This is a genomic window from Pseudomonas sp. G11-1 (assembly GCF_024031555.1).
In the GTDB taxonomy this organism is placed as follows: Bacteria; Pseudomonadota; Gammaproteobacteria; order Pseudomonadales; family Pseudomonadaceae; genus Halopseudomonas; species Halopseudomonas bauzanensis.
In genome coordinates, this window is the sequence record NZ_QEYQ01000007.1 from 14,786 (window position 1) to 31,268 (window position 16,483).

At 63.4% G+C, this 16,483-nt stretch carries 15 protein-coding genes; 4 read left to right on the forward strand and 11 right to left on the reverse strand.

Going from position 1 to position 16,483, the window contains the following annotated elements; genetic code table 11:
• The first annotated feature begins 8 nt into the window (after positions 1-8).
• The 4 genes from dxs (at position 9) to DHB74_RS15600 (ending at position 7,989) form a co-directional block, all read left to right on the forward strand.
• Positions 9-1,889 carry a 1-deoxy-D-xylulose-5-phosphate synthase gene (gene dxs / locus DHB74_RS15585; RefSeq protein ID WP_499161942.1) on the forward strand — a complete coding sequence of 627 codons (1,881 nt, stop codon included), beginning with the start codon at positions 9-11 and terminating at the stop codon, positions 1,887-1,889.
• Positions 1,890-2,244: 355 nt separating this feature from the next.
• Positions 2,245-3,684, forward strand: coding sequence for a Wadjet anti-phage system protein JetA family protein (locus DHB74_RS15590; RefSeq protein ID WP_074781265.1), 1,440 nt, complete (start codon positions 2,245-2,247; stop codon positions 3,682-3,684).
• A complete protein-coding gene (locus tag DHB74_RS15595) occupies positions 3,677-4,357 on the forward strand; it encodes a DUF4194 domain-containing protein (protein ID WP_074781266.1) in 681 nt (226 codons plus the stop codon). Before DHB74_RS15590 ends, DHB74_RS15595 begins: the two co-directional genes overlap by 8 nt.
• Positions 4,358-4,359: 2 nt before the next feature.
• A complete protein-coding gene (locus DHB74_RS15600) occupies positions 4,360-7,989 on the forward strand; it encodes an ATP-binding protein (RefSeq protein WP_499161945.1) in 3,630 nt (1,209 codons plus the stop codon).
• 86 nt (positions 7,990-8,075) lie between these two features.
• Here DHB74_RS15600 and DHB74_RS15605 read toward each other — a convergent pair whose 3' ends face one another.
• The 11 genes from DHB74_RS15605 to nrdR all read right to left on the reverse strand — a co-directional run bounded on the left by DHB74_RS15605 (position 8,076) and on the right by nrdR (position 16,385).
• A complete protein-coding gene (locus DHB74_RS15605) occupies positions 8,076-8,504 on the reverse strand; it encodes a hypothetical protein (protein ID WP_499161947.1) in 429 nt (142 codons plus the stop codon).
• The gene (ribA, locus tag DHB74_RS15610; RefSeq protein WP_036993620.1) at positions 8,501-9,112 is read right to left on the reverse strand and encodes a GTP cyclohydrolase II; all 612 of its coding nucleotides are present in this window, start codon (positions 9,110-9,112) and stop codon (positions 8,501-8,503) included. Before ribA ends, DHB74_RS15605 begins: the two co-directional genes overlap by 4 nt.
• A gap of 83 nt (positions 9,113-9,195) precedes the next feature.
• Entirely contained in the window at positions 9,196-9,690 is a 495-nt protein-coding gene (locus DHB74_RS15615) for a phosphatidylglycerophosphatase A family protein (protein WP_499161949.1), read from the reverse strand.
• The gene (gene thiL / locus DHB74_RS15620; protein WP_499162018.1) at positions 9,683-10,663 is read right to left on the reverse strand and encodes a thiamine-phosphate kinase; all 981 of its coding nucleotides are present in this window, start codon (positions 10,661-10,663) and stop codon (positions 9,683-9,685) included. The genes DHB74_RS15615 and thiL overlap by 8 nt, the downstream gene beginning before the upstream one ends.
• A gap of 27 nt (positions 10,664-10,690) precedes the next feature.
• Positions 10,691-11,125, reverse strand: a complete 435-nt coding sequence (gene nusB / locus DHB74_RS15625) for a transcription antitermination factor NusB (RefSeq protein WP_136870019.1) — start codon at positions 11,123-11,125, stop codon at positions 10,691-10,693.
• 54 nt (positions 11,126-11,179) lie between these two features.
• The gene (gene ribH, locus DHB74_RS15630) at positions 11,180-11,656 is read right to left on the reverse strand and encodes a 6,7-dimethyl-8-ribityllumazine synthase (protein ID WP_036993624.1); all 477 of its coding nucleotides are present in this window, start codon (positions 11,654-11,656) and stop codon (positions 11,180-11,182) included.
• A gap of 58 nt (positions 11,657-11,714) precedes the next feature.
• Positions 11,715-12,809, reverse strand: a complete 1,095-nt coding sequence (gene ribBA, locus DHB74_RS15635; RefSeq protein WP_499161952.1) for a bifunctional 3,4-dihydroxy-2-butanone-4-phosphate synthase/GTP cyclohydrolase II — start codon at positions 12,807-12,809, stop codon at positions 11,715-11,717.
• Positions 12,810-12,830: 21 nt separating this feature from the next.
• On the reverse strand, positions 12,831-13,496 hold the full coding sequence (locus DHB74_RS15640; protein ID WP_074781270.1) for a riboflavin synthase: 666 nt from the start codon (positions 13,494-13,496) through the stop codon (positions 12,831-12,833).
• Between the two features lie 25 nt (positions 13,497-13,521).
• Positions 13,522-14,778: a sodium:proton antiporter NhaD gene (nhaD, locus tag DHB74_RS15645; protein ID WP_499161954.1), complete on the reverse strand. Its 1,257-nt coding sequence runs from the start codon at positions 14,776-14,778 to the stop codon at positions 13,522-13,524.
• Between the two features lie 7 nt (positions 14,779-14,785).
• Positions 14,786-15,919: a bifunctional diaminohydroxyphosphoribosylaminopyrimidine deaminase/5-amino-6-(5-phosphoribosylamino)uracil reductase RibD gene (gene ribD / locus DHB74_RS15650; protein ID WP_499161956.1), complete on the reverse strand. Its 1,134-nt coding sequence runs from the start codon at positions 15,917-15,919 to the stop codon at positions 14,786-14,788.
• Entirely contained in the window at positions 15,912-16,385 is a 474-nt protein-coding gene (gene nrdR / locus DHB74_RS15655; protein WP_036993630.1) for a transcriptional regulator NrdR, read from the reverse strand. The genes ribD and nrdR overlap by 8 nt, the downstream gene beginning before the upstream one ends.
• Between the last annotated feature and the right edge of the window lie 98 nt (positions 16,386-16,483).

Sequence of the window (16,483 nt, forward strand, 5' to 3'; positions counted from 1 at the left end):
CTTGTTTGATGCCTAGCACTTTCCACGACATACCCCGCGACCGTCCGAGCACTCCGCTATTGGACAGCCTTGACACCATCGACAAGCTGCGCGAACTCGACGAAGCGCAGCTGCCGGAACTGGCGGATGAGTTGCGCCTGTTTCTGCTGTGGACAGTCGGCCAGACCGGTGGTCACTTCGGTGCCGGGCTCGGGGTCATCGAGCTGACGGTAGCCCTGCATTACATCTACCAGACGCCCGAAGATCGACTGCTGTGGGATGTGGGCCACCAGGCCTATCCGCACAAGATCCTTACCGGTCGCCGCGAAGAAATGGCCACCTTGCGGCAGAAAGGCGGCCTCTCCGCCTTCCCCCGGCGCAGCGAAAGCCCCTTCGATACCTTCGGCGTCGGTCATTCCAGCACCTCGATCAGCGCCGGCCTGGGCATGGCCATCGCCTCCCGCCTGCAGGGCCTGGACCGCCGCACGGTGGCGGTCATCGGCGACGGCGCCATGACTGCCGGGATGGCCTTCGAAGCACTCAACCATGCCGGCGAAGTCGACGCCGACATGCTGGTAGTGCTGAACGACAATGACATGTCGATCTCCCATAACGTCGGCGGGCTGTCCAATTACCTGGCCAAGATTCTCTCCAGCCGCACCTACTCGCATATGCGCGAAGGTAGCAAGAAAGTGCTGTCGAAGATCCCACCGGCCTGGGAACTGGCCCGCAAGACCGAAGAAACCGCCAAGGCCATGCTTGCCCCGGGCGTCTTGTTCGAAGAGCTGGGCTGGAACTATATCGGCCCCATCGATGGTCATGACCTGCCGACGCTGGTCACCACGCTGCGCAACATGCGCCAGCTCAAAGGCCCGCAATTCCTGCATGTGGTCACCAGGAAAGGCAAGGGCTTCTCTCCGGCCGAAGCCGATCCCATCGGTTACCACGCCATCACCAAGCTCGAACCCAAGCCCAGCAGCAACGGCGCGAGCAAGCTGAAGTATTCCAATGTCTTCGGCCAATGGCTGTGCGACATGGCTGAAGCCGACGCGCGGCTGGTCGGCATCACGCCGGCCATGAAGGAAGGCTCCGACCTGATCGCCTTCAGCGAACGCTTCCCGCGGCGCTACTTCGATGTGGCCATTGCCGAACAGCACGCCGTTACCCTCGCCGCCGGCATGGCCTGCGAAGGGGCGAAGCCGGTAGTAGCGATCTACTCGACCTTTCTGCAACGCGCCTACGATCAACTGATCCATGATGTCGCCGTGCAGGATCTGGACGTACTCTTCGCCATCGACCGCGCTGGCCTGGTCGGCGAAGACGGCCCGACCCACGCCGGCAGCTTCGACCTCAGCTACCTGCGCTGCATCCCCAATATGCTGATCATGGCGCCAGCCGATGAAAACGAAACCCGGCAGATGCTCACCACCGGTTTCCTGCACAACGGCCCCGCCGCCGTGCGCTATCCCCGCGGCACCGGACCGGGTGTCCCGGTCGACCCGGCGCTGGAGCCATTGCCCATCGGCAAAGGAGTAATCAGCCGCCAGGGCCAGAAGGTTGCCATTCTCAATTTCGGCACCCTGCATGCCAACGCCATGGCCGCCGCCGAGGCGCTGAACGCCACCGTCGCCAACATGCGCTTCGTCAAACCGCTGGATACCGAGCTGTTGCAGCAACTGGCCGACAGTCACGGCCTGCTGGTCACCCTCGAAGAGAATGCCATCATGGGCGGAGCCGGCAGCGCCGTGAACGAGTGGCTGCTGGCCGAAGGTATCCAGGTTCCGGTCCTCAATCTCGGCCTGCCGGATATCTACGTCGAACATGACAAGCCCAACAACATGCTGGCCGAATGTGGCCTGGATGCTGCGGGCATCGAACAGGCCATCCGCCAGCGGTTGTCGGCCCAATAACGAAAGACCTGCACTAACCCTCCTGGGCGCACCCGTGCGCCCAGTGCCCCATGACACACCAATCTAATTCGGCATGGCTGACTACCCGCCCCGCCCGGACCGTCTGCGTCCAGGGACGGACGTAGACGAGCGCCATGGATGGCGGGGTGCGCGTCCGGGCGGGGCGGGTAGTCAGCCGTGCCGCAACGCCAATCCACCAGCCGCGCGCAGCGTATAGCGACACCAGGCAACACCTGCAGCCAGCCCCAAACCACAACCCCATCCACAAAAACCACCCATCCCCGACCAGGTAAAGCTCAAATCCCTGGCCGCATGCGGCATAATACGCGGCTGACTCACCAGCTCCGGACGCCCTATGTTCTTCGCCGACCAGCGCCTGCAGTTCTTCAAACCACTGACCAGCAAGTACCGCGAACAGATCGTCGAATGCCTGCGCCTGCTGCACGACCGACTGTACAGCGCCAGCGCCGACTACGGCGAGTCGCTCAAGCGCGAACAGGTGCTGGATATCTTCAGCGAAGCACTGGAACGCGCGCCCCTGCTCGAGGGCGACGATGACGACCAGGGGCGCTTCCGCAACAACCGCGAACAGGCCGGCTGGGTCCTCAACAGCCTGGTCGACCATGGCTGGCTCGAACGCCAGGTAGACCAGGCCACCTTCCAGTCCACCTACCCCTTCAGCCGCCTTGGCCGCCTGTTCACCCAATCGCTGGTCGAAGCCGTCGGCCATAGCGTGCGCACCCGGCACCGCAACACCCGCAACACGCTCAACGCCCTGTCCGCCTTCGCCGAGCGCGGCGAAGTCTACGACCTGCTCGACGCCTACGAATACTCCGAACGCATCATCGCCGACTTCACCGACATCATCGCCGAGCTCGAAGAGCGCAAACGCCAACTGGTGCGCGAAGTCGAAGCCCAGCAACTGGTGCAACAGGCCAGCGACCAGTTCTTCGACTTCATGGAGCGCCGCTTCCAGCCCGACGTCTCCATTCGCCTGTCCGCCGACAGCGTGGAAAAACACCGCGACCGCATTCACGACGTGCTCCGGCGCATCCGCCACAAGCCCCGGGAATGGAAAGCCAACGCCGAACGGGAACTGCGCCGCCTGGCCCCGGATCTGATTGTCGACGACAGCGCCTCGGTACTCTGGCAACTGCTCGACACCATCGACAACCGCCTGCGCAACGCCTCGGAGATCATGCTGCCAGCCCTGCGCCGCACCCTGCAGAGCTTCACCAAACGGGCCGACATCCTCATCCGCCAACTGAGCTACCTGCAGACCCAGCAGCACAACGACATCGTCGGCCTGTGCCGCGAACTCAGCGCCCTCGACCCGGCCAGCTACGAACAACGCATGAACGCCGCCGGCGACGCCATGGCGCGCCTGCGCGTGGAACTGATCGACCCAGCCCAGGTGCGCCTGCGCGAGCGCCAGAACCGCCAGCCGGTGCAAAGCCAGATGGACGACCCCGGCCTGCCGGACGACCAGACCCTGCGCTCACTGGCCGTCAGCCAACTGCTGGAGCGGGCCTTCCATATCAATGCCAGCGGCATGCGTGATTACCTGCGCAGCGCCCTGGGCGATGGTCGCCGCATCAACAGCGGCGACCTGCCCATCCGCGATGCCAGCGACCTGCTGGCGGTCAGCCATGTCATCGCCCTGGGCAGCGCCGACCAGGCCGCGGCAGGCTTTCGCGTAAAGATCGAGCCGACTGGCCAGCCGGTTACCGGCGACACCTACTTCAACCGCCGTGACGGTTTCATCATCGAACTGGAACAAGATACCCATGCGTGACGCCCTGGAAGAACAACTGCAGCAACACGGCATCAGCGCCGATGATTTTTCCGACCTGATGATCCGGCTCCTCGACCGCGGCGTGCTGTGCCGTGACGAAAGCAAGCGCGAAGCCGAACTCTATGACCGCTTCCTGCAGGTGCAGCCGCTGGTCGAGGACTACCTGTGGGTCCTGCGTATTCGCCTGCTCCATGAATCACGCTTCAACATGGTCCGCATCTTCCCGCCGGGTGCGGAAGTACCCGGCCTGGCCGACAGCGAAGACAGCTTCAACAACGGCCTGCGCGAACGCCTCAACCAGCAGGAAGTGTCGCTGGTGCTGGTACTGCGTGCCGAATACGACAAGGCCCTGCGTGACGGCCAGGTAGACGAGCTGGGGCAGGTAATGCTCTCGCTCGAAGCCCTCAGCCTGAGCCACCGCAACCTGCTCGGCCGGCCCTTGCCGGAACAGGCCAGCGAGCGTCAGGCGCTGCTGCGGCGCATGCGCCAGCTGCGCTTGCTGCGCAGCCCTGGCGACGGTTCCATGGAAGATGGCGAAAGCTGGCTGATCATCCGCCCCGGCATCATCAGCCTGGTGACCGACACCGCCCTGAGCCAACTGGCTGGCGGCGTGGTACTGGATGACGAAGACCCAATCGACGAACCCGCTGACCTTGCCGAAGGAGCCAACTGAGCATGTATCTGAAACGCTCGATTACCGCCAACTGGGGCAACCTGCCGGTCGAGGAAATGGAATACGGCCCGATCAATCTGTTCTCCGGCGGCAACGGCTCCGGCAAGACCACCGCCGCCGATGCTCTGCAGACACTGATGACCGCCGCCCACGACAACCTGTTCAACTACAACCCCGGGCAGGACGAAACCACCCAGCGCGGGCGCGGCGGCAAGCAGGTACGTACCCTCGCCTCCTATGTTCTGGGTTGTGACGACGGCGCCTTCGCCCGGCCCTGGACCACCGACGGTTACATCGCCGGCGTGTTCCATCCCACCCAGGGCGAAACCGCCGAGCCGTTCACCGCGGTGATCGGCGTGCGCGCCCATCTGGATACTGCCGGTAGCAGCCGCCAGGCGCGTCAGGATGAACTGTTGCTGATGATCGTACCCGGTGAAATGCTGGCGCTCAGTGACTTCGTACGGGACACCGACGACGGCCGCCATGTCATTTCGCTCACCGAATTGCCCAACCTGCTGCGCAAGCAGTTCGGCAAGCAAGGGGTGGAAACCTATGACCGCAAGAGTGCCTACCTGGCCCGCCTGTATGGCGCCCTGCGCGGCAAGGGCGATGCGGTGTCCATCCGCGAGGCAAAGAATGCTGCCCGCACCTTCGCCAACTTCATGGCCTACAAGCCAGTGCGCTCGATCGACCAGTTCGTCGCCGGCGAAGTGCTTGAAGCCCGCGAATTCGGTGACACCATCAAACGCATCCGCGATCTGCTGCGTACCGTGCACGGGATGGAGCAGGAAGCCGCGCGCGTGCGCGGCGCCGTCGGCCTGCTGGAGCAGTCGCGGCAACTGACCGAGGACTATCAGAACAGCTGGCTGGAGCGTGTCGGCCTGGATTATGCCGCCGCCGCGCAGAACTGGAGCCACAATCGCAAGCAGTACGTGGCTGCCAAGGACAAGCAGCAGGAAATCAGCGCCCGCATCGATGACCTCACCGACGAGCAGCAGCTCAATGATGAGCGCACCCAGCAGGCCCACCGCGACCTGGTGCAACTGGAGGCCCGCCGCCAGGGCATTCCCGCGCTGCAGGGCAAGGATGATCTGGAGAACCGCCAGCAGCTACTCACCACGCGGCTGCAGCAGGGCGTGGCACCGCTGCTGGAGCAGGCCCACCAGCGTGATCTCAACCTCGAGGCGGTACGTACCGTACAGCATCTGGTGAGCACCGGTGTGGGGGTGGAAATTCCCGAACTGACCACCCGCAACTGGAAGAACCTGGCCGATGAAATACTGGCTGCCGAGCAGCAACCGGTGGCCGAGCTGCACCAGTTGCTGTCCAACGACTGGATCGACCTGAGTCCGCTGCACCACGGCCTGGACAATGTGCGCCAGCAGCAACAGACCCATAACCGGCTGGCGACACTGCTTGCCCAGCCCGGCACCGACGGCATCAGCCTGCTGCAACGGGTGGACCGGCTGAGTCAGGAGCGGGCCGGCACCCTCGCCAACCTGGAACGCCAGATCACCATCAGCGAGCGGCAGATCAAGACGCTGCAGCAAAGCCGGGTGATCTACCCCATCTATGTTGAAGACGCCCTGGCCGCTATCCGCCAGCAATGCCCGGAAGCCGATCCGCGGGTGCTCTGCGACCACGTGGAAGTCACCGATCCCGACTGGCAGATGTCCATCGAAGGCTATCTCGGTGGTTCGCGCTTCGGCATTCTGGTCGAGCCGGCCCATGAAGCCGAGGCCATCCGCATCGTGCGCCAGCTCAGCGCCCGGGATCGCAACCGCGCCCGGGTGATCCAGGGCGACAAGGCCCGTCAGGACGCCGAGCGCCTCAGCCTGCCCAAGGACTCGGTGGTCCACGTATTGCGTTTCAGCCACCGCGTGGCCGAGCATTATGTGCGCGCCTCCTACGCCTCGCTGGTACGGGTCAACGATGCTGCGGGCCTGCGCCAGGCTCGTCGCGGCATTACCCGCGAGGGCATGGGTTCGGGCAACTACTCCATGTTCCGCTGTGATATCGATGACAGCCAGTTGGTGTTCGGCGTCGCCGCCCGCGAGCGCAACCTGCGCGCCCAGCAAAAACAGCTGGAAGAACTGCAACTGCAACGCCACGCACTGCGTCAGTTCGTGGAACAGCTGAAACATCTGGCCGCGGCGCTGCAACGTATCAAGCCGCTGGACTACCTGAGCCAGGCCAGCCAGTTGCTGGAACAGCGCCAGCAGCTGCAGGACATCGAGCAGCAACTGGCCAGCCTGGACCTGAGCGCCTTCCACGATGTGGAGCAGGAGCTGGACCGGGTCAATGAACGCCACGCCGAGCTGGTAGCCCGTCAGAGCGAGCTGCAGAAGGAACTGGGGGGCTTGAACGTGCAGCTGACCCAGATCAACCAGCGTATCCGTACGCTGTCCGACCAGGGCGATGCACTGCAGGAGCAACGTGAAGAGGCCGAGCAGTATCTGCTCGAAGCCGCCGCCCGCGTCACCGGCCTTGATCCCCAGCAGCGGTTGACCCAGATCGACGAGATGCTGACCCGCACCGGCGATGATTTCGATTTTGCCGCCGACAGCAAGAGCCTCACCGACAGCCTCTATCAGCTGGCGGTCGCGCTTGATCGCGGCCTCAAGGAGTACAACCAGCAGGCGCAGCCGGCGGACAACCTGATCCATGACACCGCCGCCGAGGTGCACAGCCTGGCGTTCTTCGAGCATGTCTGTGGCCTGCGCCAGCAACTGGACAATCTGCATAATCGGCTGCGCAACAACGTGCTGCTGGAAAAGCAGGAGCAGTTGATCAAGCTGCGTGACAGCTTCAACAGCACCTTCATCACCGACCTGTGTCACGAGATCCACCAGGCGATCAACGATGGTGGTCGTACCCTGGAAGGGCTCAACACCGAGCTGCAGCATCACCGCTTCGGCGCCGACCGCGAGAGCTTCCAGTTCGAGTGGAGCTGGGTGCCGGAATACAAGGAATACTGGGAGTTCTTCCGCGAAGTCACGCAGATGCCGAACCTCGGTGACGGTGCCAGCCTCTTCGATGCCCACCTGTCCGGCAAGGGCGCGGCGGTGCGTGATCAGCTGCTCGGATTGCTGCTCGACGGTGATGAACAGCAGGCCCTGCGCGAGCTCGAACGGATCAGCGATTACCGTCGCTACCGCCGTTACGACATCCTCAAGCACCCCGAAGGCAAGGCGCCGATCCGGCTCAGCGAATACGGCACCGGCTCCGGTGGTCAGCTGGAGACCCCGGCCTACATCATCCGCGCCGCGGCGGTGACCAGCGCCTTCCGCTTCAATGAAGGCGACAGCCACCTGCGCATGGTGATTGTGGACGAGGCCTTCATGCACATGGATGAAACCCGCTCACGGGAAGTGATCAATTACCTGACCGAAACCCTCGGCCTGCAGCTGATCTTCATCATGCCGACCAGCAAGGCCGGCCCCTTCCTGGAGCTGATCAGCAACCAGTTCGTGTTCAGCAAGGTGCCCAGCCCCCGCGCGGTGGGTGAGCTCAACACCCGCGTGCTGCTCGATCGCCAGCAGCTCAACCGCGAGCGCATCACCGAGCTGTGGGCCAACCACCGCCGGGTGATTCGTCAGCAGGGGGCGCTGGATTTCATGGAGATGGTGTAGACGACGGGTAACGCCGCCCCCACAGTTGGGGCGGCGTACTGGTTGATACTATCGAGGTCGGTACAGAAAACGCCTGGGCGGTGCAATCAACCGAAACGCTGTGCCGGCGGCCGATACAGCAACATGGCGCCCTGACTGGCGAGCACCAGCAGGATCAACGGGGTCATTTCCAGCGTGCAGACGTAATGCAACATGCCCAGCCAGCCGGGCAGTTTGGCATGCGTCAGACCCAGCAGTTGCTGATGGTGCAGGCGAGTCCAGGCCGATTCGGCCTCGGCGCTATTCTGCTGGGCGTCGGCATCGATCACTGCCTGGCGGAAGTGACGGTAGCGCCAGACACTCAGCAGCAGGGTCAACAGGCCGGCAATGAACAGCGGCAGCGCCACTTCCGGGTAAGCGCCCTGGCGATCATGGAAGAACCAGACCACGGCAATCGGCAAAATCAGTGAAGCCAGACATTGCATGCGCCAGTTGCGGCGCATCGCCTGCCAGTGGGGACGGGTATCAAGCATCATTCTGCCTCGGCCTGGTGAATGGTGCCCAGCAAATGACCGAGCTTGCCGGCCTTGGTGGCCAGGTAGTTGCGATTGAACGGATTGAGGCCGGTCTTCAGCGGGATGCGCTCGGCCACCGTGATGCCGAAGTCTTCCAGCGCCTTGACCTTGCGCGGGTTGTTGGTCAGCAGCTTGAGGCTGGTAATCCCCAGATGCGCCAGCATCGGCTTGCAGATGCCGTAGTCACGCTGATCCGCGCCGAAACCGAGCAACTCGTTGGCCTCGACGGTGTCGGCGCCGCCGTCCTGCAGATGATAGGCGCGGATCTTGTTCATCAGACCAATGCCGCGGCCTTCCTGACGCAGATACAGCAGCGCGCCACGGCCTTCTTCGGCTATTGCCTTCAGGGCCGCTTCCAGCTGGAAACCGCAGTCGCAACGCAGGCTGAACAGCGCGTCGCCGGTCAGACATTCGGAATGCAAGCGCCCCAGCACCGGCTGACCGTCGCTTACGTCGCCCATGGTCAACACCACGTGCTCCTTGCCGGTACCGGGCTCAAGGAAGCCGTGCATGGTAAAAGTGCCCCACTGGGTGGGCAATTGGGATGACGCAACAAAGGTGACTGGCACGCTGTCTCCTGTACGACCACGCTGATTAGAGGGCCGTTATCTTAACAGCACATGGGCACCGCAGTCAGCGCCGATGTGCCCTCTCATGCCAGGCCGGGGATCGCGGCCAGTACCAGCAATACCAGCAAGGCCATGATGCCGGCGAGTATATCGTCGAGCATGATGCCCAACCCGCCGCTGACCTGCCGATCCACCCAGCCGATTGGCCAGGGCTTCCAGATGTCAAACAGGCGAAACAGCAGAAAGCCGATGATCAGCCACAGCCAGCCGGGCGGCGCCAGCCACAGGGTGATCCACACGCCGACGAACTCGTCCCAGACGATGCCACCGTGATCGTGCACACCCAGATCGGCGGCGGTGCGATGGCACAGCCAGATACCCAGCAGCGTACTCAGCACCAGCACCAGCGCATAACCGCCGGGCGGCAATTGCTGCCACAGCAGCACGAAAGGCAATGCCACCAGCGAGCCCCAGGTACCCGGCGCCTTGGGCAGCGCGCCGCTACCAAAGCCGAACGCCAGAAAGTGGATGGGGTTGCGCCATACCGAGGCCGGCGTTGGTTCATGGGATTCAGCCATGCTTGGATTCCTTGAAGTGTTGATAACCACCGGCGCCGCCGGTCGCCTGACCGTCCAGCCAGACCCCACTGCCCGCCGCCGCTTCGCCGATCACCCTGACCGGCCAGCCCTGCCCGGCCCATTGCGCGACCAGCGCGGCGTGCTCCGGCGGCAAGGTGAACAACAGGACGTAATCATCTCCGCCGCGCAGCATCCATTCCCGCTGCTGAGCAGCCGGCCAGGCGCGCAGGGCCGCGGAACCGGGCAGATCGGCGCCATGTATATGCAGCGCCACGCCGCTGGCACCGGCCAGGTGTCCCGCATCCTGCAGCAGGCCATCCGAGACGTCCAGCCCGGCGGACGCTATCCCCGCCAGCGCGACGCCCAATTCACACTGGGCCCGTGGCCGCCAGAAACGCGCAGCGAGATACTCACGGGCCGACGCCGCCAGGTTATCCGGCAGCCCCTGCTCCAGCACCACAGCAAGACCAGCGGCGCCATCACCGAGAGGGCCACCGACACACAGCAGGTCTCCCGGCCGGGCGCCGGCACGGCGTAAGGCCTGCCCCTGCGGCGCCTCGCCAAAGACACTGACGCCGATATTCAGGGGGCCGCGGGTGGTGTCGCCGCCAATCAGGCTGATGCGGTGATCCGTGGCACAAGCGGCCAGGCCAGTGGAGAACGCCTGCAGCCAGTGTTCATCCACCGCGGGCAGGGTCAACGCCAGGGTGAACCCCACCGGCGTGGCGGCCATGGCCGCCAGATCGCTGACAGCCACCGCCAACGCGCGGTAGCCGAGATCCTGGGGGGAATAGTGTTCGGGGAAGTGTACGCCCTGCACCAGACTGTCAGTGGATATGACCCACTGGCAGCCCGGTGTCGGCGTCAACAGGGCAGCGTCATCACCGATGCCGAGTGCGACCTTGGCATGCCCGCCCGCCTGTTCCAGCGCCGCGCGCTGAAAGTAGCGGCCGATCAGTCCGAATTCGCCCAGCGGCATGGCTGCTGCTCCTGCCGTGGCTCAGCGCCCCCGACGGGACGCATTCACCTCGACACTGCGCAGGCGGGGTGCCAGCTTGTCGAGGATGCCGTTGACGTATTTGTGACCATCGGTGGCACCGAAGGTCTTGGCCATCTCGATGCCTTCGTTGATCACCACCTTGTAGGGCACATCCACACGGCGGGTCATTTCGAACACGCCGATGCGCAGGATGGCCAGCTCGATAGGATCAACTTCAGCGATCCCCCGATCCAGCACCTGCTCCAGGTGGCCATCGATCTCATGGAGATTCTGCGGCACGCCCAGCAACAGCTCACGGAAGTAGGCACCGTCCGCACTGTCGAAGTCATACTCGGGATCGCTGCGCAGTTGCGCCTCGATGTCCGTCAGTGACTGGCCAGCCATATGCCAGGAGTACAGGGCCTGCAGCGCAAGGCTGCGGGCCTTGCGGCGCATGGCGTTGCGGGATTGCCCGCCGGAACGCTTGGGTTTCGCGTCGTGATCAGCCACTTAGGCCTCCAGCTGCTTGATCACGCTGACCATTTCGATTGCCGAGAGGGCGGCTTCCGCGCCCTTGTTACCTGCCTTGGTACCGGAACGTTCGATGGCCTGCTCGATGCTGTCGACGGTCAGTACGCCGAAGGCTACCGGAATACCGGTTTCCAGCGACACCGCGCCCACGCCCTTGACGCATTCGCCGGCGACGTATTCGAAGTGCGGGGTGCCACCACGAATGACTGCACCCAGAGTGATGATGGCGTCGTATTGCTTGAGATCAGCAACCTTGCGCACCATCAGCGGAATTTCAAAGGCACCGGGGACGCGAACGATGGTGATGTCGGCTTCCTTGACCCCATGGCGCTTGAGGGTGTCAACGGCGCCGTCGACCAGGCTTTCAACCACAAAGCTGTTGAAGCGGCCGACAACCAGGGCGTAACGACCCTGTGCAGCGACGAAGTCGCCTTCGATGGTACGGATAGCAGTCATGTCAATCTCTCTTAAAGAACCGGCGGCGCGCCAGGCGCCGCCGTGAATCCAAATGCGTTTATTCGCAGGGCAGGTATTCTACTACTTCCAGGTCGAACCCGGATATGGCGTTGAAGCGCATCGGCAACGATAGCAGCCGCATCTTGCGCACACCCAGATCGCGCAGGATCTGCGAGCCGGCCCCTACGGTATTGTAGGTGGTGGGACGGCGTACTGCCGGCTCATCGCCGGTCAGCTGTTGCACATGGTGCAGCAGTTCGTCGCCTTCCATCTGGTTGCCCAGCAGCAACACCACGCCATTGCCCTGCTCGGCCAGCTTGGCCATGGCCGCGCGCAGGCTCCAGCGGCCCGGCTGCTTGACCATGAACAGGTCGCGCAGCGGGTCCATGTTGTGCACCCGCACCAGGGTCGGCTGTTCCGGTTCGATCTCGCCCAGGGTCAAGGCCAGGTGTACGGCGTTCTCCAGGCTGTCCTTGTAGGTCACCAGGTTGAAGGTGCCCAGCTCGGTATCCAGCGGCTGCTCGGAAACCCGCTGCACGGTGCGCTCATTGAGCAGGCGGTAGTGGATCAGGTCGGCAATGGTACCGATCTTCAGGTCGTGCTCTTCGGCAAAGGCTTCCAGTTCGGGACGCCGCGCCATGCTGCCATCCTCGTTCATGATCTCGCAGATGACGCCGGACTCACCGAAGCCACCCATGCGCGCCAGATCACAGGCGGCTTCGGTATGGCCGGCCCGCGCCAGTACACCACCGGGCTGGGCCATCAACGGGAAGATATGACCGGGGCTGACGATATCCTCAGCGACAGCATCGGGGGCGGCGGCCGCTTCCACGGTGCGCGCCCGGTCGGCAGCGGAAATGCCGGTGGTGACACCTTCGGCGGCTTCAATGGAAACGGTGAACTTGGTGCCGAACCCCGAGCCATTGCGCTGCACCATCAGCGGCAGCTTGAGCCGTTCGCAGCGCTCCAGGCTCATGGGCATGCAGATCAGGCCACGACCATAGCGCGCCATGAAGTTGATGTCTTCGGCCTTGCAGGCTTCGGCGGCCATGATCAGGTCGCCTTCATTCTCGCGGTCCTCATCATCCATCAGGATGACCATCTTGCCGGCGCGGATATCTTCAATCAGTTCTTCAATAGTATTCAGTTTCATACGGCCCTCCCGGGCACGTTGTCAGGACTTCAGAAAGCCGTTCTCGGCAAGAAACGCCATGTTGATACCGGGGGCGGCGCCCGCTTCGGCAGCCTTGTCACCCAGCAGCAGACGTTCCAGATAACGGGCGATCACATCTACCTCCAGGTTCACCGGACGGCCGGGCTGGTAATCGCCCATCACGGTTTCCTGCAGGGTGTGCGGGACGATGTTCAGGTCGAAGATCGCACCATCAACCCCGTTGACCGTGAGGCTGGTGCCATCCACGGTAATCGAACCCTTCTCGGCGATATAGCGGGCCAGCGCCGCCGGCGCTTCGATGCGAAAGCGCACCGAGCGCGCCTCCTCTTCCCGTGACAGGACCTTGCCGACACCATCGACGTGGCCGCTGACCAGATGTCCGCCCAGCCGGGTGGAGGCGGTTAACGCCTTCTCCAGATTCACCCGGCTGCCCACCTTCAGCTCAGTAAAGGCGCTGCGGCGCATGGTTTCCTGGCTGACATCCGCCCAGAAACCATCGCCGGGCAGTTCCACGACCGTCAGACACACGCCGTTGACGGCGATGCTGTCACCCAACTTGACGTCGGCCAGGTCCAGCTTGCCGGTCTTCACATAAGCCCGCACATCGCCGCTGCGTGGCTGCAGGCTGTGGATCTGTCCAACTGCTTCGATTATCCCGGTAAACATGATTGCCTCGGTTACAGATGCATGGTCAGGGCGTGATCAACACGCCCACGCCGTAAACCGCCAGGAAGCCGACAACGAAGGCGAAGAACAACAACCCGAAGCTGCGGAAGTAGGACATGAAGGTCAACCCCGGCAACTTGCTCATGGCCACGATCCCGGCGGCGGAGCCAATTATAAGCAGGGAACCCCCCACACCGACAGCATAAGTCAGCCCCATCCATTCAGCGACACTCATTTCCAGGTCGGATTTGAGCAGCGCGGCGGTCAGCGGTACGTTGTCGATCAACGCCGACAGCAAGCCCATCAGGAAGTTGGCCAGCAGCGTCGGCATCATGTCGTATAACGCGGTCAGGCTGCCAAGTACACCAATGAACTGCAGCATGCCGACCACCAGCAGAATACCGAGGAAGAACAGCAGGGTCTCGAATTCGATGGCGCGGATGTATTCGAGGATAGGGTCATTGATGACCTTTTCTTCCATCTGGTGCGCCAGCAGAAACATGACCGACAGGCCCGCCAGAAACGTCAGGGTCGGCGGAATATCGAACAGCAGGCTGAGCACGATGGTGGCGAAGATGGTCAGGAAGAAGACCCATGCGACCATCCGCCCAGTGCGCTGCGAGTGCACCCGATTGCTGCGGTCAATGGTCACCACACCGTTCATGCCGATCGACAGCATCCCGGCCAGCAGCATGACCGCCGCCAGTGCCGGCAGGCTGAGCAACAGCAGCTGGGTGATCTCCACCTTGCCGGCAAGGAAGATCATCAATGTGGTGACGTCGCCGGTGATCATTGCCACCCCACCGGAGTTGACCGAGAACACCACCAACGTGGCGAAGCGCAGGGCCTTGCGCAGTTCCAGCTTGAGGCTCAGCACCAGCGCCATGGACACCAGGGTTGCGGTGATATTGTCAGCGAAGGAGGAAAAGGCGAAGCAGAACAGCGCCGTCAGAAACAGCAGTTTACGCTCGCTGATCTGCCGGGGCAGGATCTTGAAGATGACACTGTCGATCAAGCCCTTCTTGTTCAGATAGGCGACGAAGGTCATGGTCGCCATCAGGAACAGCCACAGCCCGGCGATATCGAGAATATTATGGTTGAAGGCTTCCTGCACCCGCAGCCGGAATGCCTCGTCCGGCGCGCTGATGAACAACAGCATCCAGGCCAGCGTACCGAAGAACAGCACGACGATGGACTTGCTGATGTGGGTCACTTCTTCAAATATGACGCCGAGGATGGCCAGAATGGCCATCAGCAGCAGGGCTACTTCTACTACGCTCATGGGGTGGTTACTCTCGGAAGGAAGACACCGGTCGCGCCGTAATCCGCCAATCACGGCCGATAACCCGCATGTCGGTCACATCGAGATCCATGGCCTCGGCCATCCTGTCGAAGGGCAGTTCCAACAGCGGTCGCGCCCGGCTACCCAGCAGCCTTGGCGCCATATAAACAATCAACTCATCTACCAAGGCAGCGCGCCAGAAGGCACCCGCCAGATCGGCACCGGACTCTACCAGCACCTCGTTGCAGCCACGCCGGCCGAGCTCCTGCAGCAGGCCGCCGAGATCGACCCTGCCCTGCTCGCCGGGCAGCGCCAGCAACTCGGCTCCGTGATGCCGGTACTCCGCCTCGCGTTGCTGCGTGTCGGCACAGACCACCAGCACCGGACCGGCTTCGCGGAACAGCCGCTGCTGCAGCGGTACTCGCAGGCGCCCATCGATCAACACTCGCAGGGGCTGGCTGGCGGCAGCTGCGGTTGCCAGGTCGGCATCCAGGCCGAGCTCGGCGGCGCGCACCGTCAGCGCCGAATCATCCAGCAGCACGCTATCCGCCCCGCTGATCACCGCACCACTGCGCGCCCGCAGGCGCTGTACATCGGCGCGAGCCTGCGGCCCGGTGATCCACTGGCTTTCACCACTGGCCATGGCGGTGCGACCATCCAGACTCATGGCCAGTTTCAACCGCACCCAGGGTAATTCCTGCTGCATGCGCTTGATGAAACCGGGGTTGAGATCCCGCGCTTCGCTTTCCAGCAGGCCGCAGTCGACCTCGATGCCGGCGGCGCGCAGCCGCGCCAGCCCCTGGCCTGCCACTTGGGGATTCGGGTCCTGCATGGCCGCCACCACGCGGCTGACGCCCGCATCGATCAGGGCATTGGCGCAGGGCGGGGTCTTGCCGAAGTGGCTGCAGGGCTCCAGGGTGACATAGGCCGTAGCGCCGCGAGCGCGTTCGCCGGCCTGGGCCAGAGCGTTGACCTCGGCATGGCCCTCGCCGGCACGCACGTGCCAGCCCTCACCGACAATCTCGCCGTCGCGCGCCAGTACGCAGCCCACCCGGGGATTCGGTTCGGTGGTGTACAGACCTCGGGCCGCCAATTGAATGGCCCGGGCCATCAGCCGATGATCGGTGGCATCCTCAGGCATCGGGTTCAACCGGCTCGCCACGGGACAGACGATCAATCTCCTCGCGGAACTGGTTGAGGTCCTGGAAACGCCGGTATACCGAGGCAAAGCGGATGTAAGCCACCTCGTCCAGTTGCTTGAGCTCGGCCATCACCATTTCACCGACCACCATCGCCTTGATCTCGCGCTCACCGGTAGCACGTAACCGATGCTTGATGCGGCCCAGGGCGGCTTCGATCTGCTCGACGCTGACCGGACGTTTTTCCAGCGCACGCAACAGTCCGGCGCGCAGCTTGTCCTCATCGAAAGGCTGGCGGCGGCCGTCCTGCTTGATGATGCGCGGCAACACCAGCTCAGCCGTTTCGAAGGTAGTGAAACGCTCCTGGCAGGCCAGGCATTCGCGCCGACGACGCACCTGACCGCCATCGGCGACCAGCCTGGAATCGATTACCTTGGTGTCATTAGCGCCGCAAAAAGGACAATACATGTTCGGATCCGTAGCAGGTCTGAACAGCGGCCGTGCGCAGGCTCGCTGGGTAGATTGTTCAAAAGCCCCATAGCATACTCGCTGGCACAATGTTATTA

Excerpts from the sequence above, each read along its gene's own strand:
- DHB74_RS15595 (WP_074781266.1), top strand. The coding sequence starts at position 3,677 with ATGCGTGACGCCCTGGAAGAACAACTGCAGCAACACGGCATCAGCGCC.
- DHB74_RS15605 (WP_499161947.1), bottom strand. The coding sequence starts at position 8,504 with ATGATGCTTGATACCCGTCCCCACTGGCAGGCGATGCGCCGCAACTGG.
- DHB74_RS15600 (WP_499161945.1), top strand. The coding sequence starts at position 4,360 with ATGTATCTGAAACGCTCGATTACCGCCAACTGGGGCAACCTGCCGGTC.
- ribH (WP_036993624.1), bottom strand. The coding sequence starts at position 11,656 with ATGACTGCTATCCGTACCATCGAAGGCGACTTCGTCGCTGCACAGGGT.
- nrdR (WP_036993630.1), bottom strand. The coding sequence starts at position 16,385 with ATGTATTGTCCTTTTTGCGGCGCTAATGACACCAAGGTAATCGATTCC.
- ribD (WP_499161956.1), bottom strand. The coding sequence starts at position 15,919 with ATGCCTGAGGATGCCACCGATCATCGGCTGATGGCCCGGGCCATTCAA.
- nusB (WP_136870019.1), bottom strand. The coding sequence starts at position 11,125 with ATGCGCCGCAAGGCCCGCAGCCTTGCGCTGCAGGCCCTGTACTCCTGG.
- ribBA (WP_499161952.1), bottom strand. The coding sequence starts at position 12,809 with ATGAAACTGAATACTATTGAAGAACTGATTGAAGATATCCGCGCCGGC.
- dxs (WP_499161942.1), top strand. The coding sequence starts at position 9 with ATGCCTAGCACTTTCCACGACATACCCCGCGACCGTCCGAGCACTCCG.
- DHB74_RS15640 (WP_074781270.1), bottom strand. The coding sequence starts at position 13,496 with ATGTTTACCGGGATAATCGAAGCAGTTGGACAGATCCACAGCCTGCAG.
- nhaD (WP_499161954.1), bottom strand. The coding sequence starts at position 14,778 with ATGAGCGTAGTAGAAGTAGCCCTGCTGCTGATGGCCATTCTGGCCATC.
- DHB74_RS15615 (WP_499161949.1), bottom strand. The coding sequence starts at position 9,690 with ATGGCTGAATCCCATGAACCAACGCCGGCCTCGGTATGGCGCAACCCC.
- DHB74_RS15590 (WP_074781265.1), top strand. The coding sequence starts at position 2,245 with ATGTTCTTCGCCGACCAGCGCCTGCAGTTCTTCAAACCACTGACCAGC.